General features: G+C 65.1%; 26 protein-coding genes. 18 read left to right on the forward strand and 8 right to left on the reverse strand.

Annotation, left to right across the window (positions count from 1 at the left end; translation table 11 throughout):
• Window positions 1-29: 29 nt before the first annotated feature.
• Both ACFYL4_RS01375 and dnaJ read right to left on the reverse strand, forming a co-directional pair.
• Entirely contained in the window at window positions 30-773 is a 744-nt protein-coding gene (locus ACFYL4_RS01375; RefSeq protein ID WP_387515530.1) for a 16S rRNA (uracil(1498)-N(3))-methyltransferase, read from the reverse strand.
• Window positions 770-1,909: a molecular chaperone DnaJ gene (dnaJ, locus tag ACFYL4_RS01380; protein ID WP_357766448.1), complete on the reverse strand. Its 1,140-nt coding sequence runs from the start codon at window positions 1,907-1,909 to the stop codon at window positions 770-772. Before dnaJ ends, ACFYL4_RS01375 begins: the two co-directional genes overlap by 4 nt.
• Before the next feature lie 119 nt (window positions 1,910-2,028).
• Here dnaJ and ACFYL4_RS01385 point away from each other — a divergent pair, with 119 nt between their 5' ends.
• Entirely contained in the window at window positions 2,029-2,952 is a 924-nt protein-coding gene (locus tag ACFYL4_RS01385) for a tyrosine-type recombinase/integrase (RefSeq protein WP_387515532.1), read from the forward strand.
• A 170-nt stretch (window positions 2,953-3,122) separates the two neighbouring features.
• Here ACFYL4_RS01385 and ACFYL4_RS01390 read toward each other — a convergent pair whose 3' ends face one another.
• Window positions 3,123-4,541 carry a hypothetical protein gene (locus ACFYL4_RS01390; protein WP_387515534.1) on the reverse strand — a complete coding sequence of 473 codons (1,419 nt, stop codon included), beginning with the start codon at window positions 4,539-4,541 and terminating at the stop codon, window positions 3,123-3,125.
• A gap of 575 nt (window positions 4,542-5,116) precedes the next feature.
• Here ACFYL4_RS01390 and ACFYL4_RS01395 point away from each other — a divergent pair.
• The 8 genes from ACFYL4_RS01395 to ACFYL4_RS01430 all read left to right on the forward strand — a co-directional run bounded on the left by ACFYL4_RS01395 (window position 5,117) and on the right by ACFYL4_RS01430 (window position 10,750).
• Window positions 5,117-5,635, forward strand: coding sequence for an HNH endonuclease (locus tag ACFYL4_RS01395; RefSeq protein ID WP_387515536.1), 519 nt, complete (start codon window positions 5,117-5,119; stop codon window positions 5,633-5,635).
• Window positions 5,636-6,162: 527 nt separating this feature from the next.
• Window positions 6,163-6,432, forward strand: a complete 270-nt coding sequence (locus ACFYL4_RS01400; RefSeq protein WP_387515538.1) for a peptidoglycan-binding protein — start codon at window positions 6,163-6,165, stop codon at window positions 6,430-6,432.
• Window positions 6,433-6,589: 157 nt separating this feature from the next.
• A complete protein-coding gene (locus ACFYL4_RS01405) occupies window positions 6,590-7,108 on the forward strand; it encodes a hypothetical protein (RefSeq protein WP_387515540.1) in 519 nt (172 codons plus the stop codon).
• An 83-nt stretch (window positions 7,109-7,191) separates the two neighbouring features.
• On the forward strand, window positions 7,192-7,551 hold the full coding sequence (locus ACFYL4_RS01410) for a hypothetical protein (RefSeq protein ID WP_387515542.1): 360 nt from the start codon (window positions 7,192-7,194) through the stop codon (window positions 7,549-7,551).
• Window positions 7,552-8,572: 1,021 nt separating this feature from the next.
• Window positions 8,573-8,830 carry a hypothetical protein gene (locus ACFYL4_RS01415; protein WP_387515544.1) on the forward strand — a complete coding sequence of 86 codons (258 nt, stop codon included), beginning with the start codon at window positions 8,573-8,575 and terminating at the stop codon, window positions 8,828-8,830.
• Window positions 8,831-8,871: 41 nt separating this feature from the next.
• Window positions 8,872-9,420: an Lsr2 family protein gene (locus ACFYL4_RS01420; RefSeq protein WP_387515546.1), complete on the forward strand. Its 549-nt coding sequence runs from the start codon at window positions 8,872-8,874 to the stop codon at window positions 9,418-9,420.
• A gap of 11 nt (window positions 9,421-9,431) precedes the next feature.
• On the forward strand, window positions 9,432-9,614 hold the full coding sequence (locus ACFYL4_RS01425) for a hypothetical protein (protein WP_387515548.1): 183 nt from the start codon (window positions 9,432-9,434) through the stop codon (window positions 9,612-9,614).
• A gap of 182 nt (window positions 9,615-9,796) precedes the next feature.
• Window positions 9,797-10,750, forward strand: a complete 954-nt coding sequence (locus ACFYL4_RS01430) for a hypothetical protein (protein WP_387515550.1) — start codon at window positions 9,797-9,799, stop codon at window positions 10,748-10,750.
• Window positions 10,751-10,990: 240 nt separating this feature from the next.
• Here the strand turns inward: ACFYL4_RS01430 and ACFYL4_RS01435 are convergent, their stop codons facing one another.
• Both ACFYL4_RS01435 and ACFYL4_RS01440 read right to left on the reverse strand, forming a co-directional pair.
• Window positions 10,991-11,224 (reverse strand): hypothetical protein, encoded by a 234-nt coding sequence (locus ACFYL4_RS01435; RefSeq protein ID WP_387515552.1) that lies wholly within the window; start codon window positions 11,222-11,224, stop codon window positions 10,991-10,993.
• Window positions 11,221-11,520: a hypothetical protein gene (locus ACFYL4_RS01440; protein ID WP_387515554.1), complete on the reverse strand. Its 300-nt coding sequence runs from the start codon at window positions 11,518-11,520 to the stop codon at window positions 11,221-11,223. The genes ACFYL4_RS01435 and ACFYL4_RS01440 overlap by 4 nt, the downstream gene beginning before the upstream one ends.
• Before the next feature lie 171 nt (window positions 11,521-11,691).
• Here ACFYL4_RS01440 and ACFYL4_RS01445 point away from each other — a divergent pair, with 171 nt between their 5' ends.
• Window positions 11,692-12,510 (forward strand): helix-turn-helix domain-containing protein, encoded by an 819-nt coding sequence (locus tag ACFYL4_RS01445; protein WP_387515555.1) that lies wholly within the window; start codon window positions 11,692-11,694, stop codon window positions 12,508-12,510.
• Entirely contained in the window at window positions 12,500-12,682 is a 183-nt protein-coding gene (locus ACFYL4_RS01450) for a DUF397 domain-containing protein (protein ID WP_387515557.1), read from the forward strand. The genes ACFYL4_RS01445 and ACFYL4_RS01450 overlap by 11 nt, the downstream gene beginning before the upstream one ends.
• A 141-nt stretch (window positions 12,683-12,823) precedes the next feature.
• On the opposite strand, the gene hrcA is transcribed toward ACFYL4_RS01450, so the two are convergent.
• The gene (hrcA, locus tag ACFYL4_RS01455; protein ID WP_387515559.1) at window positions 12,824-13,837 is read right to left on the reverse strand and encodes a heat-inducible transcriptional repressor HrcA; all 1,014 of its coding nucleotides are present in this window, start codon (window positions 13,835-13,837) and stop codon (window positions 12,824-12,826) included.
• Window positions 13,838-14,014: 177 nt separating this feature from the next.
• Between hrcA and ACFYL4_RS01460 the strand changes: the two genes are divergently transcribed.
• The 3 genes from ACFYL4_RS01460 to ACFYL4_RS01470 all read left to right on the forward strand — a co-directional run bounded on the left by ACFYL4_RS01460 (window position 14,015) and on the right by ACFYL4_RS01470 (window position 16,534).
• Window positions 14,015-14,854, forward strand: a complete 840-nt coding sequence (locus tag ACFYL4_RS01460) for a DUF3097 domain-containing protein (RefSeq protein ID WP_387515561.1) — start codon at window positions 14,015-14,017, stop codon at window positions 14,852-14,854.
• Window positions 14,855-15,565: 711 nt separating this feature from the next.
• Window positions 15,566-15,895, forward strand: a complete 330-nt coding sequence (locus ACFYL4_RS01465) for a DUF4870 domain-containing protein (protein WP_387515966.1) — start codon at window positions 15,566-15,568, stop codon at window positions 15,893-15,895.
• A 30-nt stretch (window positions 15,896-15,925) separates the two neighbouring features.
• Window positions 15,926-16,534 carry a DUF4870 domain-containing protein gene (locus ACFYL4_RS01470; protein ID WP_387515563.1) on the forward strand — a complete coding sequence of 203 codons (609 nt, stop codon included), beginning with the start codon at window positions 15,926-15,928 and terminating at the stop codon, window positions 16,532-16,534.
• Window positions 16,535-16,614: 80 nt separating this feature from the next.
• On the opposite strand, the gene hemW is transcribed toward ACFYL4_RS01470, so the two are convergent.
• On the reverse strand, window positions 16,615-17,847 hold the full coding sequence (gene hemW, locus ACFYL4_RS01475; RefSeq protein WP_387515565.1) for a radical SAM family heme chaperone HemW: 1,233 nt from the start codon (window positions 17,845-17,847) through the stop codon (window positions 16,615-16,617).
• A 161-nt stretch (window positions 17,848-18,008) separates the two neighbouring features.
• Between hemW and ACFYL4_RS01480 the strand changes: the two genes are divergently transcribed.
• Window positions 18,009-19,022 carry a DUF5954 family protein gene (locus ACFYL4_RS01480; protein WP_387515567.1) on the forward strand — a complete coding sequence of 338 codons (1,014 nt, stop codon included), beginning with the start codon at window positions 18,009-18,011 and terminating at the stop codon, window positions 19,020-19,022.
• A gap of 155 nt (window positions 19,023-19,177) precedes the next feature.
• On the opposite strand, the gene ACFYL4_RS01485 is transcribed toward ACFYL4_RS01480, so the two are convergent.
• Window positions 19,178-20,272 (reverse strand): LacI family DNA-binding transcriptional regulator, encoded by a 1,095-nt coding sequence (locus ACFYL4_RS01485; RefSeq protein WP_357766430.1) that lies wholly within the window; start codon window positions 20,270-20,272, stop codon window positions 19,178-19,180.
• A gap of 96 nt (window positions 20,273-20,368) precedes the next feature.
• Here ACFYL4_RS01485 and ACFYL4_RS01490 point away from each other — a divergent pair, with 96 nt between their 5' ends.
• The 3 genes from ACFYL4_RS01490 (at window position 20,369) to ACFYL4_RS01500 (ending at window position 24,841) form a co-directional block, all read left to right on the forward strand.
• A complete protein-coding gene (locus tag ACFYL4_RS01490) occupies window positions 20,369-21,970 on the forward strand; it encodes an alpha-amylase family glycosyl hydrolase (RefSeq protein ID WP_387515569.1) in 1,602 nt (533 codons plus the stop codon).
• Between the two features lie 177 nt (window positions 21,971-22,147).
• Window positions 22,148-23,377, forward strand: coding sequence for an extracellular solute-binding protein (locus ACFYL4_RS01495; RefSeq protein ID WP_387515571.1), 1,230 nt, complete (start codon window positions 22,148-22,150; stop codon window positions 23,375-23,377).
• A gap of 216 nt (window positions 23,378-23,593) precedes the next feature.
• Entirely contained in the window at window positions 23,594-24,841 is a 1,248-nt protein-coding gene (locus ACFYL4_RS01500; RefSeq protein WP_387515573.1) for an extracellular solute-binding protein, read from the forward strand.

Consider the following 24,841-nt stretch of genomic DNA (forward strand, 5'->3'; position numbering starts at 1 on the left):
CCGGCCGTGCGGTGCTCCGGGCGCCGGTGTCACCAACGCCCGGTTCGGGCCTGGAGGACCGAGAGCGCCGCGACCCCGGCGGTGGAGGTGCGCAGGACCGAGGGGCCCAGCAGGGCCCGAACCGCCCCGGCGTCGTCGAAGGCGGCCAGCTCGGCCTCGGAGATCCCGCCCTCCGGGCCGACCACCAGGACGATCCCCGCACCGCGCGGTTCCGTCGGCAGCGGCAGTGACGACAGCCGGAGCGCGCCCTCCTCGTGCAGAACCACCGCGAGGTCCGCCTCGGCGAGCAGGGCGCACACCGCCCGGCGGTCGAGGGGCTCGGTGACCTCGGGTGTGCGGGACCGGCGGGCCTGCTTGGCGGCCTCGCGCGCGCTGGCCCGCCACTTGGCGAGCGCCTTGGCGCCCCGGTCGCCCTTCCACTGCGTGACGCAGCGTTCGGCCGACCAGGGGACGACGGCGTCCACCCCGGCCTCGGTCATCATCTCGACCGCGAGTTCGCCGCGGTCGCGCTTGGGCAGGGCCTGGACCACGATGATCCGGGGGCTGGGCGCGGGTTCGCTCCGGCGCTCCACCACCCGGCACACCAGGGTGTCCCTACCGACCACCTCGTCGACCTCGCAGCGCACGCGCAGGCCGAGACCGTCGGAGAGGTCGACGGTCTCGCCCTCGCGGACGCGTCGGACCGCCACGGCATGGCGGCCCTCCGCGCCCTCCAGCCGGACTCGGTCGCCCGCGAGGGCGTCCGTCCCGGCCAGGAACACCGGCGGGGTCACTTGGCTCCGAAGGCGTCGCGGATCTTGGAGAAGAACCCGCCGTGGCCGGGGCTGAAGCGGCCCGGGTTCTGGTCCTCCCCGCGCAGCTCGGCGAACTTGCGCAGCAGGGCCTCCTGCTCCTCGTCCAGCTTGCCCGGGGTCTCCACGTCCACGCGGATGCGCAGGTCGCCCCGGCCGCCGCCGTCGAGGTGGGTGACGCCCTTGCCCGGCAGGGTGATGACGTGGCCGGAGTTGGTGCCCGGACGCAGGTCGATGTTCTCCGTGCCGTCGAGGGTGTCGAACGCGCACGAGGCACCGAGCGCCGCCGCCGTCATGGGGACGGTGATGGTGCAGTGCAGGTCGTCGCCGCGCCGCTCGAAGGTCGGGTGCGGCTTCTGGACGATCTCCAGGATGATGTCGCCGCGCGGTCCGCCGTTGGGGCCGACCTCGCCCTCGCCCGCGAGCTGGATGCGGGTGCCGTCGTCGACGCCGGCGGGGATCTTCACGGTGCGGGTGACCTTCTCCCGGACCCGGCCCTCGCCCGCGCAGTCGCCGCAGGGGTTGGTGATGACCGACCCCTGGCCGGAGCACTGCGGGCAGGGCCGCGAGGTCATGACCTGGCCGAGGAAGGAGCGGGTGACCTGGGAGACCTCGCCCTGGCCGTGGCACATGTCGCAGGTGGTCCGGTGCGAACCGGCCGCGGTGCCCTCGCCCTGGCAGGTCTCGCACAGGATGGCGGTCGGGAAGGTGATCTCCCGGCTGACGCCGAAGGCGGTCTCGACGAGGTCGAGCTCGATGCGGAGCTTGATGCTGCGCCCGCGACGGACCCGTTCCCGGGGGCCGCGCGCGCCGGGGTGCCCGCCGCCGAAGAACGCGCCGATGAGGTCGTCGAAGGCGAACCCGCCCGCCTGCCCGAACCCTCCGGCACCGCCTCCGCCCGGGGCGAAGGGGTCCTGGCCCATGTCGAACATCCGACGCTTGTTCTCGTCGGAGAGGACCTCGTAGGCCTGGGTCACTTCCTTGAAGCGTTCCTGGGTGGCGGGGTCCGGGTTGATGTCCGGGTGGAGCTCGCGCGCGAGCCGCCGGTACGCCTTCTTGATCTCGTCCTTGGACGCGTCGCGACGCACCCCGAGAACCTGGTAATAGTCTCTGGCCACTGAGTTACTGTCCTGCCAAAATCTGTCCGACATACCGGGCCACCGCACGGACGGCTTCTAGGTCTCTGACCTGCGCAGATGCTCTCTGCTGGGGGAACAATCCTCTGTAGTGACGAGGTATGTGCACGATGACCTCCCTGGCGACACTAGTTGACGACTACCGCGCGCATCTCAAGTCCAGCAAGAAGCGCTCTCCCCTGACCTTGCAAGCCTACCTGGGCACGATCACCAAGTTCAGTGCCTGCCTGAGTGAGGGCATGGGCACCGACGTGGAGGACATCCGTCCCAGGCACCTCCGAGACTGGCTCGGGGGCTACATGGAACAGGGCAAGACCTCCAGTGCCAAGACCTACTACGAGCGTCTGAGGAGCTTCTTCAACTGGTGTGTACGTGAAGAGGAGCTGACCAAGAGCCCACTGGCCAAGGTCGATCCTCCCCAACACAACGAAGAAGCCCCCGAAATCATGCCCGAAGATGAGGTCCGATCCCTCATCAAGGCATGTGACGTGCCTCTAGCCAAGAACGCCTCATCGGTCAGGTTCGACAACGCCAGGGACACAGCGCTCATCCGGCTCATGCTGGACATCGGTCCCAGGGCTTCGGAGACCGCTGGCATCCTGTTGGACAACATCGACCTGAAGGCTCCCTCCATCCGCATCGTGGGCAAGGGAGGCAAGGTCCGCACCCTTCCCCTTGGGGTCAAGGCTGAGAACGCCCTGAGGAAGTACCTGAGGCTCAGGAAGAAGCACCGCCATGCGGACTCCCCGTTCCTGTTCCTCGGACAGCGTGGAGCACTGGGCTACCACGGCATCTGGGCCATCGTGGATCGTAGGGCTAGGGCAGGCCGTATCAGGCACATCCGTCCCCACGTACTCAGGCACACGTTCGCTCACTACTTCAGGCTCTTTGAGGGCTCTGAGGGAGACCTGATGTACCTCGGAGGATGGAGCCGTAGGGAGATGGTGGACAGGTACGCCATGACCGGTGCTCAGGTCAGGGCTCATGCTGCTCACAAAATCCACTCACCAGGAGACCACTTCTAATCCCCTGGAGGCCACTCCTAACGAATGAGAGCCCCGTCTTCCCGTTGCTGGGATAGGCGGGGCTCTCTTGCGCCTAGGCGGCTCTCAGATCGATCCTGAGGGACTTTCATGGCAACCCTGGAGTCCTTTATGGGGAATCGACTTGTGGCACTTCCGAGGGGACCTGAGGGCTACCCCTCCCAGTCCCACACGTTTTGAGCGACTCGGGCAACTCCCTTGTCTCCACGCTCTTCAGTGATCCACTCACCCAAGGGAGTGTCCTTCACCTTTTCCACAGCCACGAACTCATCAATACCTGAGTTCTTTAGCTGAACCAGGGCCCAGAAGACCCGTTGATCCGAGTCCCCTTGCCCCTGACTGGTGAGTTCCTGGAAGGTCCCGATATCCACTGAAGCTGAAGGCAGATCCAAGGCATCCATCTCGACCTCTTCACAGGGCACCAGTCGGTAACGGTCCGCCTTGCCGTACTTGTTCTTGCCGACATGGATGGAACGCCAGATGATCCCCTGCTCTCGAAACTTCTTCAGGATGCGAGACACCTCAGGCCTGGGGATGCCGGTCTCCTCAGAGGCACGGTACTGACCAAGGATGATCTCCCCGGGGTACTGAACCGCCAAATCCTTGATGTACCTGAGCAAGGCCACCTGATTCTTGGTTCTCCGAGCCAACTTCCCAAGAGCCTCCTTATGCCACTCCCAAGGATCTCGATCGTAGTCAACAAGAAGACTCTGCTGAGCTGCGTTTTCTTCCTTATCTACACTAGTAGTCCAAGAGAGCGAAGGAAGAGAAGGAGGAGTCTTTGTGTCTTGTACTTCCTTCTCCTCTTGCTTAAGTACACTAGTAGTCCAAGAAGAAGGGAAGAAGAGGAGACGTTCTTTTAGTAGTTGGTATGAGTCGTCTGGAAGATGGGTTACCTGGTCTGGAATGAGGTGTCCTTCGTACAGGTAGCCCTCTGCTGTTATAGAGCCAGTAAGCGTGGTCCAAGCAGAGTCCTGCTTGTCTCCCCGAAACAGCCCGATGAGGTCTGCTTTGGGATGGATCTGCTTCACTGCCCGGGGAAGCCCGTGGTCTTCACGCTTGAAGTGCTGGTGGTAGCCCTTCCTGGTGGACATCTCCACGGTTGCAGGCAGGCGATAGGTCTGGACAATCTCATCCATGATCTGCCGAGACTCCTCAAGACCGTCTCCATCTACATCAATGACGAGCGTTTTGTAGTTAGTCCAACCTGCGGCAATGCAGTCAGGATGAGCCTTGAGGTAGTCGAACCATTTCAGCTTCGACGTGAATCCTCGGTTCATGAAATCCCTCTGTCGACCCTTGCGCTCACCCTTGGAGATCTTGGCCCCGAAGACTCTTTCCCCGAGGTCGATAGCGGCACAGCCGTTGATGAAGATCCCCCACTGGCGGATGGGAAGGTCATCGATCCTCCGAACCCCTCTGGTGCGCTCAGAGTCCTGAGGAACGATGATGTTCTCCTTATCTACACTAGTAGTCCAAGAGAGAAGAGAGGAAGAGGAGAGGATAAGTTCTGTATGTAGTTCTGTTGCCTTGGCCTCTGCCAAGGCTTGCTGCTGTTCAATGTAATCCATGCAAGGCATGTTGATTGCTCCTAGTTTTTAGTCTTTCCTAGTCTCAATTAATTGCCCCAGGGGGAGGAGAGACTAGGAAAACCTCCCCCTGGGCTCACCCCATGCGTCGTCTGGCCGGACTCGGCATGGAGGCTGCTCTTATTTAGGGAGGGTGCAGTTCCCCTCCAGCCTTTCAGTGGGCTCGTCAGCTTTTAGACAGCATCGATCTCTATTGAGATCTGCCGGTTAGCTGGGGAGCCCCTTCACTGTTTCCCTGAGGTCTCTACCGTGTTCACACAGGAGACGCTTCAGGGTGACCCATGCCACAGAATCTAGGCATGGTTAACAGCGATACCTAATTATCTCACGTCTTCGGTCAGCCGTCAATATTTCTCGACTTGAGTGACGCTCCCCCTGGTCATTCATCATTGCCTGTCCTTTTGATCCTGACACCTCTTAATCATTGGAGGAGCAGTTTTCAGCTTGACCGATCTCTTGAGTGAGCAATCTCAAGCTGTTGCTGTCCTTCTGGATCTGAGAGCAAAAGGAATATGTGAGGAGATACCTCACCAACGAAAGGAATCAAAGTAATGGCTATGACCCTAGAAGAACTCACCGAAGCCATCTTCGGCGACCTCGACAGAGAAACACTGACCCCGATCCACCTAGTTGATGAAGAGGAGTTCCTATCAAAGATTCCAGGTTATGACCCCGACGTTGACGGACTGGGATTGGATGCAACGCAGTGTTGGGAACTGCGGAATCGCGTATGCCCAGCCAATGGTTATCCCTATATCAAAGTGAAGGGCGAAAATTGGAATGCAGCACGTATCTCATTCGAGATGTTCGTAGGCCCTCTAGGTCGGGATGAAGAGGGACGCTCAATGGAGCCCGATCATCTGTGCGGCAACACTCGCTGTGTGAACATCTACCATCTCGAAAGGGTCAGCAAGAGAGAGAACGTGCTTCGCTCTAACAACCCCTGTGCACAGAACGCCAGGAAGACCGAATGCATTCGTGGCCATGCGTTCGACGAGGACAATACGTACCTACGGCCTAACGGTGGAAGAACCTGCCGTGAATGCATTCGGATGCGCAGAGCGGGTGAGATCTGATGAGCAAGAACAGAATTCTTCAGATCATTGCGCTCCTCATCATTCTGAATGGAGCGCTTCAACTCATCGAACTCATCTGGATGGGAACATGATTACACTGACTAAGACACAATGTGGCTACTGCTATCGGGAGAACGATCTCTTCCTATGCGAGGATTGCAAGGAACAGGCCAGAGATATTCTGAGTGGTGTTCGCTGGCTGGAAGAAAACCTAGTGACCTCCCTATGTCGGCAAGACGAGTTGTCACGAGATACCGGCCCTTCCAGCGGGGGGACCCATCAACCTTTAATGTACTCCGAAAGGGCATCAGAAGCCCTCTCCCGGCTCAGGAGCGTTTTGGGGCAGTACGGGGCTCCCTTGCTCAACGGAAGACGCACAGAGGCTCTGAGAGAGGGCAGGGTCTCCCCTATGAGCTGGGCTCTGCTCATCGACTCAGACCTTGACCGCCGAGCGGCACAGGACCCTTCAGCCAGCAAGCTCCTGGAAGACCTCCAGGAGGTGAAGGAGCAAGCGCTCAGAGCTATCGATGCTCCTGAAGCGCAGCAATACCAGTACCGGTATTACGCTCCCCAGTGGTACCCCGGTACTGAAGAAGAGTAATACCGGTACCCGGGTACGACAGCTCCAGAGGGCTCTTATCAAGTCCGGGGAGAAGCTACCCAAGTACCAGGATGACGGGTGCTTTGGTACTGAGACACAGAACGCCCTGAAGAGCTTTCAGAGGAAGGCGGGTATCGCTGTGGATGGCGTCTACGGACCCAAGAGCGCTACCGCCCTGAGAAAGCGTTTGAAGTAACCAAGACCCCGGTCTAGGCATCACGTCTAGATCGGGGTCTTTTGTATTTCCATCGGACATGTGGTGACCCGATGATCACATCAGCCCCAATCCGGAAATCGGGGAAGGTTTCGGGAGCACTCAGACCGCTGTCACTGGATTGGCTTACCTTGTAGGCATGAACGAGCCTAGTTCCCCCTCATTCGGACACGGACCCATGATCGGTGGAGGCAGCCAGGGTCAGATCAACAACGACCTGGGGTCGATCCTCAGCAGTGCGGCAATCGTGGTGAACAGCCCTGCCTTCATCGGTGGCACCAGTGCCATTGGTACTGCTCTCACCACCATGATCATCACGTGGTTGCGCCAGCGTCGCTCCACGGTGCGCATCAAATCCGTCCAGCCTTCGGGGCAGGAGTACGAAGTCGAGTCGGACAAGCTCCTTGACCCTCAGGGCTACACAGAGCGCACCCTGAAGATGATCAACGAGTCACAGCACGTGGAGGTCACTGAACTCCTGACCGGAGATACTTACTTCTTCCAAGAGGGTCACAAGATTCGGGTAGTGCGCAACGACTTCAGCAGCATGTTCAGCACGGACATGTCTGACTTCAGGAAGCGCCTGGAAGCGCTACGAACCCCCACCAGGGAGCGAGAGCCCAAGTCGGGGGAAGAGACCCAGGAGACTGCTTCCTGAGGCCCTGAGATCCATGCTCCCGAGTCAGGGGAAATCGGGGGAGAGTGAGACACCAACTCTCCCCCACCACTAGCGTGATCCCCATGAACGTAGATGAGTACGACACGTGGCCCGAGGACTGGCCTGAGCCCGAAGAGAAACGCTATGCCCTCCTTCAGGAGAGTGCAGACCCGACGAACCTCACCGACATCGTGATGGTGACTGCGCTTGCGAGTGCCTTCACAGTCCCTCTGTCTAAGGTCGTCATCACCTGGTTGAAGACCAAGAGGTCCAACGTTCGGGTAGAGGTACCCCAGGATGGAAAGGGTCCCGTGAAGATCCATGGGGAGAGACTTCTCAACCCGCAGGAGTTCACGGAGAACATCCTCAGGCAGATTGATGCGTCCGAGGCAGTAAAGATCTCCTGGGCTGAAGAGAAGCCCAAGCCTCCCAAAAAGAAGTAGGTACAGCCCTGGGCTACATGCTCGGGGCTTCTTCGTGTTTGACCCATAGGAACTCGGAGATCACTCTTCCACTCATTTGATTCTAACTGCTGAATCCTTGCGTGTCTGCTCTGAATTTCCTGGCTTTGCCCTTGGTGCTATAACACCCCATCAAGAATCTGATATCACTATATTGACTTTTGTGCTGTCCGATATTCATTCATTGATCCTGAATAATATTCATCCCATCAATGCCAACTATGCACCTGACTGCATACTCATCCACACTCCAAGGCGACGAATACCCCCACCCTTTTGCCGCATACCCCCAGGGGTATCCAACCACTCTTCAGGACGTCTTGCCTGATCAGATACCCCCAAGGGGTATTACAGTGCCCTGATCCCCCGACCTAACCCCCAGACTGACTGCCTCCTGGGGCTTCCTGGCACATATCCCCAGGTCAACTCACTGCATTCTGACCCCCGATAAGCGAACGTTATCGGTAGTTAGGATTCGCAGTCATGCCGTTACACAGCGCTCTACCTGTGGCTATGCATATTTCCATCTGCCTGCATACTCACGAGTCGTCTGCATATCAGCAGGTCAGCGACACAGAGTCCTGAGCGTTGCCGACAGAGCACCAAACTCACTGCATTCGACACTCAATGCCCTTGAATGGCCCTGCATGGCTGTCAGATCAATTCTGAGGCACGATGAGCCCTTACCCTACCCCTTTACTCCATTCGACACGAAAGGCGCTCAGCGTTCATTGTAGAGCCGCTTAGGGCATAGGGATGTTTATGCAGTGACCCCCTACCCCCTAGAGAGAATGGAAATCGTTCTGGGGAACACCCTCTATATCCAGACATCTCAAAGGAGGGGGTCCGTTTTTCTGGAGGGTCACAGAGATACCGGGCTTCTTGCTCAGTGACAGAGAACCCGGACTTGTGAGCAGAGAACTACCTGTTGAGTGCGAAGAACCCCCTGGAGATCCCTGTGTCCTTACAGCATCTTCACCTTCTGATGGTCTATTCTCTCCCCATGACACATAACGAATACCTCCAGATGATCGAAGAGCAGGGGTACATCTATCTCTTCATTGAAACGACGAAGCGGGACTTCAACCAAAGCGAGCCTGATCCCCATGTGATCGTGGTCGTCTATCGCGAACCCAACGTTCATCTGACGTCGGAAAACTCATGGCGTGACAGTGGTCTCACTGACCTAGAAGCTGTGAAGAGCTTGATGGAGAGGTTCCCTGAGGGAGACTTTGAGAACGCGGAAGAGCAGGCTCCGTAAGGCCGATAGGATGCCCGAAACCAATCACGGGGAGGCACTACATGGTGCGTAAGCAAGTCGTCACATTCGTGGATGACTTAGACGGCTCTGAGGCAGAGGGCACGGTTCAGTTCACTCTGGACACCAACGCCTATGAGATCGACCTTTCACAGGCCAACCAGACCAAGCTGAGAGAGGCCCTGAGCCCCTTCCTGGAGGCCGGTAGGAGGAAGCAGTCTCAGCCCCTCTCCCGAGCCAAGGCAGCCAACCCCCGGTCTACTCAGTCTCGCCAGGAGCTTCAGCACATCCGGGCATGGGCCAAGGAGAACGGCTACCCGGTCAACGAGCGTGGACGTATCCCCAACGGCATCCTGGAGGCGTACCAGTCCGGTACCCCCTCCCCCACGGCTGGTGCCCAGGGCAAGGCCCTGAAGCTCCTGTCCACTGGCTCTATGTCCTCTGAGGGTCCGGCCAAGGCCACGATGCTCTCTGACTCGGAGTTCACCAGGTGGGCTCAGCGCGTCCTGGAGGAGGAGTCTGAGCTTCCCCAGGACGACATCAGCGCTGTGGACTTCACTCGGCTTCGGACTGACCTGAAGGCCAAGGCATAGGAGGTCGAGAGATGCCCACACACGATTACAAGACTCTCAGCAGCACCCAGCTGGGTCAGTTGGCGCTGGACAACGCCTATGCGGGGAAGACGGAGCTGGCTCAGGTTCTCGCCACCCTGGCTCAGACCAAGGAAGCAGAGTTCACTAGGAGAGTGCTCCAGACCGAACTCAAGGCCCTAGTTGACGAGAAGTAGTCCTGCAAGGCCCTGAGAGCCGCGTAGCACCACTGGGAGGCCCTTCCTGGAGGAGTTCCCATGGAAGGGCCTTTCCGTGCCCCTGGAGACGTCCTGGGGGCATCCCCCGAAGTCTCTACCAATCCTCCTGGGAAAGGTGCATCCTTGTTCCCTCATCGGACTCGGCAAGAGACGGACCCCTCGTGAGCAAGAGCCAACATGGGCAGGACTTCCATTTCCCACCCATCACAAACGGTGTCGATTACCTCTACAGCGTCATCGATCTATTGCTCAGCCATGAGGCTAAGCACAACCCCAGGAATCTGAAGTACGTCATCCTGCATCTTCATGGTGCTGTTGAGGTGATCCTCAAACACCGTCTTTGGCAAGAGGGTTGGCAACACGTAGTTGAGGACCCTGATGAGACCAGCTATGAAGATTTTCAAGCTGGCAGATTCCGAAGCATCTCCTTGAAAGTAGCCATCAAGGTTCTGAAGCGGGACTTCGGAGTGAAAATCACCAAAGGGGAGAAGACTGGGATCGACCTTCTCAGCAACCGAAGGAACGCCTTACAGCACTGGGGTGACACCAACTCAACAGCAGCCCTGGAAGCGCTATCGGTGAAGGTCTTGGACTTCCTGATCCGGTTCCTTGAAGAGGAGTTTGAAACTCTTCACGCCGATCTTGACGAGATCCGGGAAGGCACTAGCAAAATCAAGAGGTTCGTTGAGCAGAGGCTGAGCCGAATCAGGCCTGAGCTGATGAAGACAGACTTTGCTATTCCCCAGTGCCCGAACTGCACACAGTTGGCACTACCTCTGGACCCCAACGAACTCCGATGCCGGTACTGCTCTCGGGAGTGGAGCCAGTCACAAGACCTCTTTGATGAGTTCGTGGACATCGTTCTAGAGGCTTCCCCAAGAGACATCTCCCGTGGGGCTGATGATCCAACGGAAACTTGCCCTCACTGCGCCGAAGAGATGCTTGTGCGAAACGTTTCCCTCTTTGGGGAGAAGCATCCCGAAGCGGCTTGCTTTGGATGCGGCGACTACATTCGCAACTTGGAACAGTGCTCCCAGTGCTTCGGCTTGTACATCCCTGATGAGCACGAAGTAATCTGCCAGGATTGCTTCGATTACCTCATTAACAATGATTGACCATTGTGTTGAATTTACCCTGAACTCCCCCGAAGCAAGCCTGAATCTCCCCTGAATAACCCTCGAACATCCCTTGAATCTCCCCCGAAGATCCTCGGAATTCAAGGGGGTTGAAACCCGTGATGACGTGCTCATAGCGTGGTTCTAAGTGGCAAACACAGAGAAGAGCCCTCTCCCCGGGGAAGTTAATTTGGGAGAGGGCTCTTCGGCTACGGGGGATTAGGGTCCGGGGTTTTGCTCTCACAGATCAAGCTTGGAGAACGTGATCATGGTGTGGTCTGCCCTGACCACTACGGCTCCTCTGGAGCAACGGAAGAGCGTCCCCCTCTCGGAGAGGTTCAGGAGGCCGATCGCTGAGGCATGGAGCTTCTTCGGGCCTTCGGGGAACTCCACACCTTCCAGCCCGAGGAAGTTCAGAGCCTCCCCCAGCTTCGCTGGCACCGTGGCCTCATACCGAACCCTGGTGTGACTCACCTGATGACCTTCTCTTCCAGAGCCGAGAGGCTGAGCACGTTCTCCAGGCGCTTAGCAAGCTCCTGCTCCTGGCCTACGGGAACGGCAAGTTCGTACTCCCAGTTGTCGTCAGTGCGGTAGGGCTCCCAGCACCACCACCAGCACCACTCACCGGCATCGGTCCTCATGAGCCTGATCGGCTGCTCTTGGGTTTCCTTCCTCACCAGGATCACCATGTTCGGCTGAGGCAGTGGTTTGAGCCCAAGCTTGTCCAGCTCCAGGCAGAGTGCTTTCGCTGCTTCCCTCGTTGTCGTCATGTCTGCTTCCCCCCACTGGTACCGAAAGCCCCATATGAGCTGCCCGAAAGCCCCGGGCTGAGTTCTGATCTTCCGAGACAAGGCGTGGAGAACCTAGGGTTATTGGAGAGGTGCGAAAATCTGACAGAAGCGGTAGCGGCTGCTGAGATTCTGCTTCAGAAAGGTGGAAAAATGGCAAAGAGGCAGGTCAAGCCACATGCCAAGGAGTGGGGAACCGAGTTCAGGCGATTCCGTTCTGGGTCAGGTAAGACCCAAGTGTCCCTTTCGGTGGTCCTGAACTGCTCTGATTCACTGATCTCGGGATTCGAGAAGGGAACCTACTGGCCAAGCCGTGACATGGCTGTCCAGTTGGATGAGCTGGTAGGAGCTGGTGGGGAGCTTGCGTCTCTCTGGGAACGGCTGAGCAACCGCAAGGCTTACCCCGAGTGGCTTGGTGAGCGGGTCAAGGCTGAGCCCCGGGCTGTGCTCATCCGAGAGTTTGAGACCGTAGTCATCCCTGGCCTCTTCCAGACAGAGCCCTACGCTCACACCCTCATCAAGGCCAACAATCCTCTTGAGACTGATGGGAAAATCCAGGAAACCGTTGAAGGCCGCATGAGTCGGCAACTGCTGTGGAAGTCTGACCAGGCTCCACGAATGGTGCTGATCCTCAATGAGGCTGCATTGACCGCACGTATCGGGGGACCAGAGATCATGGCTAACCAGCTAGATCGGCTGGTGGAAGCGGTGGAGACCAACGTTCGGCTGCACATCATCCCCCCGGAGTGTGAACAGCCTCCCTCAACCTCCTCCTTCTCGCTGCTGACCTTCGCTGACAGGCCGGACACGCTGTACGTGGAGGATGCGATCTCGGGTTCGATGGTGACTGATCCGAAGGTGGTAAGGAGGTTCGATAGGCTCTTTGGAGACCTACAAGGTGCGGCTCTGTCGGTAGAGAAGTCGCTCAAGCGGCTGTATGAGATCCGAAGGGGGTCCCAAGATGGGGCTTAACGATGGTTGGAAGAAATCCAGCTACTCGCATGGCAACGGTGGAAACTGCGTTGAGGCCAAGGCCACTGGTGAGGGGGCTGCTGTCCGAGACACCCAGAACCGCCACCTGGGGCACCTGGAAGCCTCACAGAGCGAGTGGAGCGCCTTCCTCGGGGTTGTCAGGGCCAAGTAGCGCTAGACCCCTCAGAAGCCCTCTCAGAGCCCCCTGACCCCCACTTGGGCAGGGGGCTTCGCAATGTCGTACCGGCAAGGTATATTCAGAGCGTTCAACCCCCTGCTGGAGGTCATCGGCACAGGTCACAGGGCCACTGAGTTACTGTCCTGCCAAAATCTGTCCGACATACCGGGCCACCGCACGGACGGCGCCCATGGTCCCTGGGTAGTCCATACGGGTGGGTCCCACCACTCCGATCTTGGCCAGCGACTGGTTTCCCACACCGTAGTCGGCCGACACGATGGAAGTGGACCGAAGACCCTCGTGGAAGTTCTCCGCGCCGATGCGCACCGTGAGCATGGAGGGGTCCTTGGCCTCGCCGAGCAGTCGGATGAGGACCATGTTCTCCTCCAACGCCTCCAGCACCTCGCGCAGGCTGGCCGCGAAGTCGACGGCCGCGAGGTTGGCGGTGCCCGCCAGGACGATCTTCTCCTCGTGACGTTCCACGAGGCTCTCCAGCAGGACGGTGAGGACCGCGACCGCGACCGGCCGGTCCTCCGGCGCGACCTGGGCGGGCAGGTCCTCCACCGCGTCCGGCACGTCGCCGAGGTGCTTGCCCGCGATGGCGCGGTTGAGCATGGCGCGCAGGTCGTCGACCACGTGTTCGCTGACCGAGCCCAGCACGTCGATGACACGCTGTTCGACCCGGCCGGTGTTGGTGATGACGACCATCATGATGCGCTGGCCGCCGAGCGGCACCAGCTCCACGTGCTGGACCGACGAGCGGGTCAGCGACGGGTACTGGACGATCGCCACCTGACGGGTGAGCTGCGCGAGCAGCCGGACCGTGCGGGCGACGATCTCGTCGAGATCCACGGCGCCGCCGAGGAAGGACTCGATGGCCCTGCGCTCGGCCGCCGAGAGGGGCTTGACGGAGGAGAGCCGGTCGACGAAGAGCCGGTAGCCCTTGTCGGTGGGCACCCGTCCCGCACTGGTGTGGGGTTGGGTGATGTAGCCGTCCTCCTCCAGCGCGACCATGTCGTTGCGGATGGTCGCCGGGGAGACACCGAGGGGGTGGCGGTCCGCCAGCGCCCGCGAACCCACGGGTTCGTTGGTGTTGACGAAGTCCTCGACGACCGCACGCAGGACCGCGAGCTTGCGCTCATCCAGCAACTCGCCACCTCCTGGCACTCCAAGGTTCTCAGTGCTAATTCTATGCCCGGGCGCAAACCCTCCCGGCTACCCGCTCGCAGCAACACCGTGACGGGGGGCGCTTCTTCCCTGCGGGACCGGCGACGTGCGCCACCGCCCACGGGTGTCGCGGGCCCCGCACCAGTAGACTGCACCACCGTGGTTACCAAGGGAACCGGCCGTTACGGCCGCGACGTTCTGGCGGGAGACTGGCGGCGACCGAAGAAGGGTGCGGTGCGCGAGATACCCCTCACCCGTGACCTGGTCGTGGAGGACGCCGACGAGACCTTCTGCGGGGCCGTGGTGTCCTGGGACAAGGTCGCGGTGACCCTGGAGGACCGGGGCGGGCGCCGCAGGGTGTTCGAGCTGGGCCCGGCCGCCTTCCTGGTGGACGGCGAGCCGGTGACGCTGGTGCGCCCGGCGGCGGCGCCGCGGGGTCCGTTGCGCAGCGCCTCGGGCTCGATCGCGGTGACCGGCGCGCGGGCCCGCACGGCCCGGGAGAGCCGGATCTACGTGGAGGGCGCCCACGACGCCGAGCTGGTGGAGAAGGTGTGGGGGCACGACCTTCGGGTGGAGGGCGTGGCCGTGGAGTTCCTGGAGGGGGTCGACGACCTCCCCGCCGTGGTGGCGGAGTTCGCCCCGGGGCCGGGACGGCGGCTGGGGGTGCTGGTGGACCACCTGGTGCCGGGGTCCAAGGAGAGCCGGATCGCCGAGCGCGTGCGGGGCGCGGACGTCCTCGTCGTCGGCCACCCCTACGTGGACGTGTGGCAGGCGGTGCGCCCGGGCTCGGTGGGGATCGGAGCCTGGCCCGAGGTCCCGAAGGGGCTGCCCTGGAAGGAGGGCGTCGTGGACGCCCTGGGGTGGCGGATGGAGACGGGGGAGGCCTGGCGCCGCATCCTGGGATCGGTCCGCGGCTACGGGGACCTCGAACCGTCGCTGCTGGGCCGGGTGGAGGAGCTCATCGACTTCGTCACGGGACCGCACGCCCCGGAACACTAGGATTGTCGCGAGCGCGTGGTCTGATGGGGTCTCGGGGCCGGCGTCCCGGTCCCGTCCGTCCGGTCAGCACCGCGCCCAGCGCACCCAACAGCGGAGTCGAGGGAGAGCATGAGCGAGACCCCGTCCAGTCATCCGTCGCCGGATGACCCCCAGGGCCGGCCGCAGTCGCCCCCGAACCCGTCGGAGCGCAGCGGCGGGCGAGCCGAACGGGACGGGTCCGACGCCGACCGGCAGGTCCAGGAGCACGCCCAGGCCCCCCAGAGCGGGCCGCACCCCGGCTGGGGAGCGCCCTCCCACCAACAGCGGGCCCAGGCGTACGACCAGGCCCACGGCGGCCCCCGGGCCCCGCAGGTCAGCGGTGAGCAGCGGGGCTGGGGACAGCCGCACCAGGGTCGGACTCCGGGGCCGCAGACCGGGGCGCAGCCCGCCTGGAACCAGCCGACCGGCGGCCAGCGGCCAGCGGCGTACGGTCAGTCCGGGGCCCAGACCGGATGGGGGCACACCGCCGGGCAGCGGCAGGAATGGGCCACGCACACCGGCGCCTCACCCCAGGCACCCCAGCCGCCCCAGGCGCCGCAACCGCCGCAGTTCCCACAGGCCCCCGCGGTGGCCGGTTACGGCCAGCCGTACCAGCAGCAAACGCGGGTCCAGGGCTACACCGCCCCGCAGGGCCCGACCGCCCCCGGCGACGGCGACCCCGTCACGGCCTCGATGCTCGCGCACCTGACCGGGTTCGTCATCGCCTTCCTCGGCTGGATACCGCCGCTGGCGATCTACTTCGCCCGGCGCGAGCGGTCTCCGTTCGTGCGCCACCACGCGGCGGAAGCGGCGAACTTCCAGATCACTATGCTGATCCCCTACGTCTTCGCTGGCGTCGTGTTCTTCGGCTTGGGTATCTTTTTCCCCAGCCTGTCCTGGATCGGCTACCTGCTGATCGCCCTCGTGTGGATCGCCTGCATCGTCTTCGGCGTCCTGGGGGCGTCCGGAGCCAACAAGGGGATCTGGTACCGCTACCCCGTGAGCATCCGGCTCCTGAAGTAGTAGCCCGCTCCCATACACCAAGGAACCACCATGTCCTACCCGAACAACCCGAACCCCCACGACCCCTACGGTCAGGGCGAGTCCGGGGGCTACCCGCCCCCGCCCGGTTACCCGCAGCAGGGCGCCGCTCCCGGTGGTCCTCCCGTTCCCTACACCGGCCAGCAGAGCGGCGGCTACCCGCCGCCGCCCCAGGGCGGCTACCAGCAGCCCGGTGGTTACCCCCAGGGCGGCTACCAGCAGCCGGGCGGTTACCCGCCTCCCCCCGGCCAGTACGGCGGTTACCAGCAGCCCGGCGCCCAGGGCTACGGCTCCTACGTGCCGAGCGAGGCGGAGCGCAGCTCGGCGAAGCTCGCCCACATCGGCGGTGGCTTCCTCGGCTGGCTCCTGCCGCTCATCGTGTACATCACGAAGAAGGACGAGTCGCCCTACGTGCGCGACCAGGCCGCCCGGGCGCTCAGCTTCCAGCTGGTCATGCTGATCGGCTACCTCGTCTCCAGCGTCCTGGCGTGGTTGCTCATCGGCGTTTTGACCTGGTTCGCCCTGCTGATCTTCTCGATCGTCTCCGGCTTCCGCGCGGCGTCGGCGGTGGACCGGGGTGAGTGGGCCCGGTACCCGATGGACGTCACCTGGGTGAAGTAGCCCGACGTTCCACGCGTGAGGAGGGGCCCGGCCGTGTGCCGGGCCCCTCCTTCGTGTGCGTGTCGGGTGCGGGGCGCGCCTCAGGTGAGGTCGCGCACCACGGCGTCGGCGAGCAGGCGGCCGCGGCGGGTCAGCGCGGCCCGGCCCCCGGCGTGCGCCCGTGCGTCCAGGAGCCCCTCACCGACCAGGCGTTCGGCCGCGGCCAGCCCCGAGGCGTCCAGCAGCTCCAGCGGGCAGCCTCCGTCCACGCGCAGCTCCAGCAGGACGCGCTCGAACCGGCGTTCGGCCTCGGTGAGCACCTCGCGGGCGTGGGCGGGGCTGTCGCCGGCGGCCAGGCGGGCGGCGTAGGCGGCGGGGTGCTTGACGTTCCACCAGCGGGTCCCGCCCACGTGGCTGTGCGCGCCCGGGCCGACCCCCCACCAGTGGCCGCCGGTCCAGTAGAGCATGTTGTGGGCGCTACGGCCCTCGGTGCTGCGGGCCCAGTTGGACACCTCGTAGGGGGTGTACCCGGCGGCGGAGAGGGCCTCGTCGGCCATGAGGTAGCGGTCGGCCATGGCGTCGTCGTCGGGCTCGGTGAGCTCGCCCCGGCGGACGCGGGCGGCGAGCCGGGTGCCCTCCTCGACGATGAGCGAGTAGGCGGAGACGTGGTCGGGCCCGGCACCGATGGCGGCCTCCAGGGAGGCGGCCCAGTCCTGGTCGCTCTCCCCCGGGGTGCCGTAGATGAGGTCGAGGTTGACGTGCTCGAACCCGGCCTGGCGGGCCCAGGCCACGCACTGTTCGGGGCGGCCCGGGGTATGGCCCCGCTCCAGGACGCGCAGGACGTGGGGGCGGGCGCTCTGCATGCCGAAGGAGACGCGGGTGAACCCGGCCTCGCGCAGGCGGGCCAGGTAGTCGGGGTCGACCGTCTCGGGGTTGGCCTCGGTGGTGACCTCCGCGTCGGGGGTGAGCCCGAAGCGGTCGCGGATCTCGCCGAGGACGCGTCCGAGGTCCTCCGGGGAGAGCAGAGTGGGGGTGCCGCCCCCGACGAACACGGTGCTCACCAGGGGCCGCTCGCCGGTCAGGACGCGGTCGGCCAGGGCGACCTCGGCCGCGGCCTGCCCGGCGTAGGTCTCCCGGGAGGCGGTGGCGGTGCCGTCACGGGAGACGAGTTCGTCGGCCGTGTAGGTGTTGAAGTCGCAGTAGCCGCAGCGGGTGACGCAGAAGGGCACGTGGACGTAGAACCCGAGTGGGCGGCCGCCGAGTTCGGCGAGTGAGTCTGCGGGGAGTTCCCCGGTCCGGGGCACGGGTTCGCCGTCGAGGGCTACGGATGGCATGCCTCCAGTGTCACCGACCCGGCGACGTGCCCTGACACCCCGGGTCCGGGGGCGGCCTCCGACGCGTCGCCGGGCCCCCGCGCGGCCCCCGCGACCGGTCCCCGCCGGATGGTTTCGCCGAAAACCCCCTCGGATCGGGCTCCTGTGCGCACAATCAGAGGATGGACCCCTCACAGGCACCGAAGCCCGCTCCCCTGCGCGTCACCTATCCGCTGTACCAACCGGTCATGGAGGTGGACGGCACCTGGCTCACCCTGCGGTCACCGAGCAACTCGCCTCAGGGCGGCCGCGACGAGCTGGTCAACCACTTCTGCTGTCGGGCCAGGGAGCGGGAGGGCGACCCCCGCCTCGCCCATGAGTACCGGGAGTTCCACGACGCCGAGGTCCTGCTCTCGTGGGAACGCCACGACGAGGTCCGTGTCCTGGGCACCCGCTACCGGGTGGCGCGGATCGAACGGTTCCTGAGGTTCGTGGACGGTCTTCCCGAGGCTCCGCGCCCCTGCGACCCGGTCGACCACCCGACGGAGTCGGTCGCGGGCGAGGAGGACGGGTACTGGTCCGGCATGGACCTGACCCGGGACTGGGAGGAGGACGCGCTGGCCCAGCAGGCCCGGGGCGAGATCCTTCGCGGCAGCCTCCCCCAGCACTTTCCTGAGGAGGTGCGGATGGACGGCGCGATCCGGAGTTGCGCCTACCCGGACGTGGCGATCCTGAATCCGGACTTCCAGTGGCTGGTACACGACGCGGTCCGGCGCACGTGGGGCCCCTACGGCCCGGAGTTCTCCGATCCCGCGGACGCCCGGTCCTACTGGCTCACCCACTTCGACGCCCGTTCCCGCCCCTCGGTGTACACCGAGATGGACGGCATCGGTGAGGAGGAGACGGAGGCGATCGGACGCGCGGTGGCCACGCAACGCGTCGAGGGCGGCGACGGTCCGATCCGGGTACTGAACCGCAGTTTCCACCTGGCCCGCACGGTCCGGGCGGCGCGCTCGGGCTTCGACGGGCCCGAGCCGCCCCGTGAGAGCGACCCGGAGTTCCACGAACCGGTGGCGGTGTCGCACAAGGAGCACGCCGACACCAACGGGTTGGAGTGGGACGAGGCCCCGGTACCTCCCCCCGTGACCGAGGCGCACCGGCGATTCCTGCCCGGTCACGACGGACGCGTCGGCTGAGGCGGTCCCCACCGGGAGACCGCGTGACGGACACCGCCGGGCCTCGGCGCAGCCTCCCGGCGTAGGGCCCCGGTCCCGTGCCGGGGCCGTAGGCGGGTCGGCCCCGCGCGGGGCTCGCGCGTGCCGGGGGCCGCCCCTCGCGCGGCTCCCGGCGCTCAGACGCCGTGGGCGGCGTCCTGGGGGTCGCGGCGCAACGGGGCGGGCGACTCCAGCCGGGTGTGCGGCGCGGTCGGGCCGGACACCCGGGCGGCCGGGGCGACGGCCGTGGAGCCGCGTACGACCAGTTCGGGGTCGAAGACGTACTCGGAGTGCGAAACGGGGTGCCCGGCGATCTCGTCGCACAGGGCCCGCACGGCTGCCAGTGCCATCGCGTTGACGGGCTGGCGGACGGTGGTGAGCGGCGGGTCGGTGAAGGCGATCAGCTGTGAGTCGTCGTAACCGACCACGGAGAAGTCCTGGGGCACGCGCAGGCCGTGCTGGCGGGCGGCGCGGATGGCGCCCAGCGCCATGATGTCGGAGCCGCAGACCATGGCGGTGACGCCGCGTTCGATGAGGCGTCCGGCGGCGGCGTGTCCCCCCTCCACTCCGAACAGGGAGAGCTGGACGAGGTCCTCGCCGTCGAGGCCGTGCTCGGCGAGCGCCTGGTGGTAGCCCTCCAGCTTGCGGCGGACGGGGACGTAGCGCTCGGGTCCGCTGGTGAACCCGATCCGGGTGTGTCCGAGGGCGACCAGGTGGTTGACGGCCAAACGCCCGGCCTCCCGGTCGTCGGCGGAGATGAAGGCCGCCGGAATGGACTCGGTGTATCCGTTGACCAGCACGATGGGCAGCCGCCGGGAGACCAGGGCCTGGTAGCGCTCGTGGGAGGCGGAGGTGTCGGCGTGCTTGCCGGAGACGAAGAGGATGCCGGAGACGTTGCGCTCCAGCAGGAGTTCCACGTACTCGTCCTCGGATATCCCGCCGGGGGTCTGGGTGCACAGCACCGGGGTGTAGCCGCGCTGGGCCAGGGCGCCCTCGGCCGCCTGGGCGAACATCGGGAAGACCGGGTTCTCCAACTCGGGGATGACCATGCCGACCAGTCCGGCGGAGCGCTGGCGCAGCCGGGCGGGGCGTTCGTATCCGAGCACGTCGAGCGCGGTGAGGACGGCCTTGCGCGTGTCGCTGCCGACCCCGGGCTTGTCGTTGAGCACCCGCGAGACGGTGGCCTCGCTGACGCCTGCGTGCCGCGCGATGTCGGCAAGTCGTGGACCCATACGGGCAACTCTAGTCGAGATTACCGTCACAGGGACGAAAGTTGGCGGTAATCTTGCGCAAGAACTTGCAGCCATGATCCGGAAGGACCCCCACAGATGAAGGACCAGTCGCACTGGTGGCGCGAGGCCGCCATCTACCAGATCTACGTGCGCAGCTTCGCCGACTCCAACGGGGACGGCGAGGGCGACCTCACCGGCATCCGCGAGCGCCTCCCCCACCTGGCCGAGCTGGGCGTGGACGCGATCTGGCTGACCCCCTTCTACGTCTCGCCGCTGGCGGACGGAGGCTACGACGTCGCCGACTACCGCGACGTCGACCCCCGGTTCGGCACCCTGGAGGACTTCGACGCCCTCCTGTCCACCGCCCACGAGCTGGGCATCCGCGTGATCATCGACGTGGTCCCCAACCACTCCTCCTCGGCGCACCGCTGGTTCCGCGAGGCCGTGGCGGCCGAGCCGGGCAGCGCGGCCCGCTCCCGCTACGTCTTCCGTGACGGCCGGGGGGTCGACGGCGAGGAGCCGCCCAACAACTGGAAGTCGATCTTCGGCGGCCCGGCGTGGACCCGCCTCACGACCGCCGACGGCCTCCCCGAGCAGTGGTACCTGCACCTGTTCGACTCCGAGCAGCCCGACTTCGACTGGACCAACCAGGAGGTGCACGACGAGTTCGACGACGTCCTGCGCTTCTGGCTGGAGCGCGGGGTGGACGGGTTCCGGATCGACGTCGCGCACGGCATGGTCAAGGACCCGAAGCTGCCCGACATCGACCCCGACGCCAAGGCCGACCTGCTCGACGGCAGCACCTCGCTGCCCTACTTCGACCAGGACGGCGTCCACGACATCTACCGCCGCTGGTCACGTCTGGCCGCCGAGTACCCGGGGAACCGGGCCCTGGTGGCCGAGGCCTGGGTGGAGGACGCCCGACGGGTGGCGCGCTACCTGCGCCCGGACGAGCTGCACCAGGCGTTCAACTTCGAGTACCTCACCGCCCCGTGGGACGCGGCCCGTCTGCGCGCGGTGATCGACGGTTCCCTGGCCGCGAACGGCGAGGTGGGCGCGACCACCACGTGGGTGCTGTCCAACCACGACGTCACCCGGCACGTGACCCGCTTCGGCGGCGGCGAGCAGGGACTGCGGCGCGCGCGTGCGGCCACCCTGCTGATGCTGGGCCTGCCCGGTTCGGTCTACCTGTACCAGGGCGAGGAGCTGGGGCTGCCGGAGGTCACCGACCTGCCGGAGGAGTCGCTCCAGGACCCGACCTGGGAGCGTTCGGGCCGCACCGAGCGGGGCCGCGACGGCTGCCGGGTCCCCCTGCCGTGGGAAGGCGGCTCCGCCCCGTACGGTTTCGGCCCCGAGGGCTCCACGCCCTGGCTGCCGGTGCCCGAGGCGTGGGCCGGGCTGGCCCGCGCCGTCCAGCACGGGGTGGAGGGCTCGACCCTGGAGCTGTACCGGACCGCGCTCGGCCTGCGCCGTGAACTGGAGGCCCTGGGCGACGGCTCGATGCACTGGCTGGAGTCCCCCGAGGGTGTCCTGTACTTCGAGCGCGAGCCCGGCGTCCGGGTGGCGGTGAACCTGACCGGCGAGGCGGTCGGCCTGTCCGCCTCGGGCGAGGTGCTGGTGGCCAGCGGCCCCGGCGCCGAGCTGGCCGACGGCACGCTGACGCTGCCCGCCGAGACCTCGGCGTGGCTGCGCGTCTGACCGGCCCGTGAGCCGCGGGTGCCGGGCGGTGCGCGCACCGCCCGGCACCCGCGGCTCGCCCGGCCCGCACCCCGGGCCCGTCCAGGCGCGCGCGTGCGCCGGGACCCCTCCCTCACCTTCGCGGGGCACACCCCCGCCCGCTCGTCCGGGCCCCGCCAGACTTCTCTGGAGACCGTCTTGAGGTCACTGATCCCCCTGTGCTCGGCGGGACTGCTGCTCGCCCTGACCGCCTGCTCCACCGCCGACGACGCCGACGACTACTCGTCCGTTCCGCTGACCATCTGGGCCGACGAGGAGCGGGCCCAGGCCATGCGGACCTTCGCCGAGGCCTTCGCCCGGGACGCCAACCGGCAGGTGGAGGTGATCGTGGTGGACCACGAGGAGCTGCGTTCGAGCTTCCTGAGCGCGCACTCCACCGGTCTGGGCCCGGACCTGCTCGTGGGTCCGCACGACTGGACGGGCGAGCTGGCGTCGGCGGAGTCGATCGTCCCGGTGGGGTTGTCGGCCGACGACGCGGACCTGTTCTCGCCGGGCGCCCTGGACGCGGTGACCTACGACGGCCGGGTGTACGGGGTGCCCTACGCCACCGAGAACCTGGCGCTCTTCCGTAACACGGACCTGGTCCCGGAGGCACCCGCCTCGCTGGAGGCACTGGTGGAGACCGGTACGGACCTGGTGGACTCGGGCGCGGTGGACCGCGCCCTGAGCCTCCAGGTGGGCGAGGAGGGGGACGCCTACCACATCCACCCGTTCTTCACGTCGGCCGGCGGCTACCTGTTCGGCGAGGACGCCTCGGGCGATCCCGACCCCACGGACCTGGGGGTGGCGGCACCGGAGTCGGTGGCGGCCTTCGAGCGGCTGGCGGAGCTCGGGGAGGAGGGTTCGGGGGTGCTGGACCGTGCCGTCGACTCGTCCAACGCCACCGAGGCGTTCACCTCGGGCCAGGCTCCGTTCCTGGTCAGCGGCCCGTGGAGCATCGCACCCACGCAGGAGGCGGGGGTACCTTTCGCGGTGGACCCGGTACCGGCGTTCGCCGAGGGGGACCCGGCGCGGCCGCTCATCGGCGTGCAGGCCTTCTTCGTGGCCTCGGGGGCCAGCGACCCGGAGCTGTCGGAGAACCTGGCACGCACCTTCCTGGAGGACCCGGAGCTGTCGGTGATCCTGCACGAGGCCGACCCGCGCGTGCCCGCGCTCGACGCGGCGCTGGAGATGGTCTCCGACCAGGACCCGAACCTCGCGGCGTTCCAGCGCGCGGGCGAGGGCGGCCTCCCGATGCCCGCGATCCCGGAGATGGAGGCGGTATGGAGCCCGTTCTCACAGGCCAGCGCCGACATCATCGCCGGACGTGAGCCGTCCGAGGCCCTGGCCGAGGCGGAGCGGCTCATCCTGGAGGGTTTCGGCCCGTAGCGCCTCGAGCCCACGGCGAGCGGGGCGACACGTTCCGTGCGGGGAGACTCGAACTGTTTCCGGGGTGTTTCCACATCTTTATCCACAGCGCCTGCAAAGACTTTCAAAGCCTGCAAGTTATTGCTAACGTCACATCACCACGCATGCCCGCAACGGCTCCGGTCCCCCCGGTGAACCGTATGCACCCCACCTCAGTCCTCCCGGAAGGAAGACACCATGAGATCCCGTAGCGCTTCGGCGGTCGCCGGTATGGCCGCGATCGTCCTGATGGCGACCGCGTGCGGCGGCGACGGTTCGGACGGGGGCGGCGACGACGCCGCCGAGGGCACCCTCGTCATCTGGTCCGACCCCGAGCGCGCCGACGCCATCCAGGGCGCGGCAGCCGAGTTCGCCGAGGCCAACGGCATCACGGTGGACGTCCAGGGCCTGGCCTTCGACGACATCCAGGGCGACCTCCTCAACGCCCACCAGGCGGGCAACGCCCCCGACATCTTCATCGGGGCGCACGACTGGACCGGCAACCTGGTCCGCAACGGCGCCGTCTCCCCCGTCGAGCTCACCGGTGACCAGGAGGGCGGCCTGGACGAGACCGCCGTCGAGGCGCTCACCTACGACGGCCAGCTCTTCGGCGTCCCGTACTCGCAGGAGAACATCTTCCTGCTGCGCAACACCGACCTGGCTCCCGACGCCCCCGAGACCTTCGAGGAACTCGTCGAGGTCGGCACCGAGCTCAAGGACGCCGGGGACACCAGCGAGGTCCTGGCCATGGCGATCGGGCAGGAGGGCGAGCCCTTCCGCATGAACGCCCTGTTCACCTCCGCGGGCGGCTACCTGTTCGGGCAGGACGACACCGGCACCTGGGACCCCTCCGACCTCGGCGTGGGTTCGGACGAGTCCATCGCCGCGATGGAACGGATCGCCGAGTTCGGCGAGGGCGGCGAAGGCGTGCTGCGCCGCTCCATCGACACCGAGAACGACGCCAACCTCTTCTACGAGGAGGAGGCGCCCTTCTTCATCGCCGGTCCGTGGAACATCGGTGACGCCAACGAGGCGGGCATCGACTTCGAGATCAGCCCCATCCCCGGCTTCGAGGGCGAGGCGCCGGCCAGCCCCTACATCGGCTACCACGCCTTCTTCGTCACCGAGGGCAGCGCCAACAGCGCCCTCGCCCAGGAGTTCGTGACCAACTACGTCACCGCCAGCGACTTCGTCCTCAGCCTCTACGAGGCCGACCCGCGCACCCCCGTGCAGGCCGAGGCCCTGGAGTCCGTCTCCGCCGACGACCCCACCATCGCCGCCATCGCCGAGGCCGGTGCCGACGGCATGCCGATGCCGTCCATCCCCGAGATGGGCGAGACCTGGGACCCGCTGGGCCAGGCCCAGGCCCAGGCCATCGCGGGCGGGGACGTGCGTGAGGCCATGGAGGCCGCCCACGACACCATCGCCGAGCAGATCGGCGGGTAG

The organism is Nocardiopsis sp. NPDC006938, assembly GCF_042869555.1.
Lineage (GTDB): Bacteria > Actinomycetota > Actinomycetes > Streptosporangiales > Streptosporangiaceae > Nocardiopsis.

Excerpts from the sequence above, each read along its gene's own strand:
- ACFYL4_RS01385 (WP_387515532.1), top strand. The coding sequence starts at position 2,029 with ATGTGCACGATGACCTCCCTGGCGACACTAGTTGACGACTACCGCGCG.
- ACFYL4_RS01390 (WP_387515534.1), bottom strand. The coding sequence starts at position 4,541 with ATGGATTACATTGAACAGCAGCAAGCCTTGGCAGAGGCCAAGGCAACA.
- ACFYL4_RS01395 (WP_387515536.1), top strand. The coding sequence starts at position 5,117 with ATGACCCTAGAAGAACTCACCGAAGCCATCTTCGGCGACCTCGACAGA.
- ACFYL4_RS01400 (WP_387515538.1), top strand. The coding sequence starts at position 6,163 with ATGCTCCTGAAGCGCAGCAATACCAGTACCGGTATTACGCTCCCCAGT.
- ACFYL4_RS01405 (WP_387515540.1), top strand. The coding sequence starts at position 6,590 with ATGAACGAGCCTAGTTCCCCCTCATTCGGACACGGACCCATGATCGGT.
- ACFYL4_RS01410 (WP_387515542.1), top strand. The coding sequence starts at position 7,192 with ATGAACGTAGATGAGTACGACACGTGGCCCGAGGACTGGCCTGAGCCC.
- ACFYL4_RS01415 (WP_387515544.1), top strand. The coding sequence starts at position 8,573 with ATGACACATAACGAATACCTCCAGATGATCGAAGAGCAGGGGTACATC.
- ACFYL4_RS01420 (WP_387515546.1), top strand. The coding sequence starts at position 8,872 with ATGGTGCGTAAGCAAGTCGTCACATTCGTGGATGACTTAGACGGCTCT.
- ACFYL4_RS01425 (WP_387515548.1), top strand. The coding sequence starts at position 9,432 with ATGCCCACACACGATTACAAGACTCTCAGCAGCACCCAGCTGGGTCAG.
- ACFYL4_RS01440 (WP_387515554.1), bottom strand. The coding sequence starts at position 11,520 with ATGACGACAACGAGGGAAGCAGCGAAAGCACTCTGCCTGGAGCTGGAC.
- ACFYL4_RS01445 (WP_387515555.1), top strand. The coding sequence starts at position 11,692 with ATGGCAAAGAGGCAGGTCAAGCCACATGCCAAGGAGTGGGGAACCGAG.
- ACFYL4_RS01450 (WP_387515557.1), top strand. The coding sequence starts at position 12,500 with ATGGGGCTTAACGATGGTTGGAAGAAATCCAGCTACTCGCATGGCAAC.
- ACFYL4_RS01465 (WP_387515966.1), top strand. The coding sequence starts at position 15,566 with ATGCTCGCGCACCTGACCGGGTTCGTCATCGCCTTCCTCGGCTGGATA.
- ACFYL4_RS01470 (WP_387515563.1), top strand. The coding sequence starts at position 15,926 with ATGTCCTACCCGAACAACCCGAACCCCCACGACCCCTACGGTCAGGGC.
- hemW (WP_387515565.1), bottom strand. The coding sequence starts at position 17,847 with ATGCCATCCGTAGCCCTCGACGGCGAACCCGTGCCCCGGACCGGGGAA.
- ACFYL4_RS01480 (WP_387515567.1), top strand. The coding sequence starts at position 18,009 with ATGGACCCCTCACAGGCACCGAAGCCCGCTCCCCTGCGCGTCACCTAT.
- ACFYL4_RS01485 (WP_357766430.1), bottom strand. The coding sequence starts at position 20,272 with ATGGGTCCACGACTTGCCGACATCGCGCGGCACGCAGGCGTCAGCGAG.
- ACFYL4_RS01490 (WP_387515569.1), top strand. The coding sequence starts at position 20,369 with ATGAAGGACCAGTCGCACTGGTGGCGCGAGGCCGCCATCTACCAGATC.
- ACFYL4_RS01500 (WP_387515573.1), top strand. The coding sequence starts at position 23,594 with ATGAGATCCCGTAGCGCTTCGGCGGTCGCCGGTATGGCCGCGATCGTC.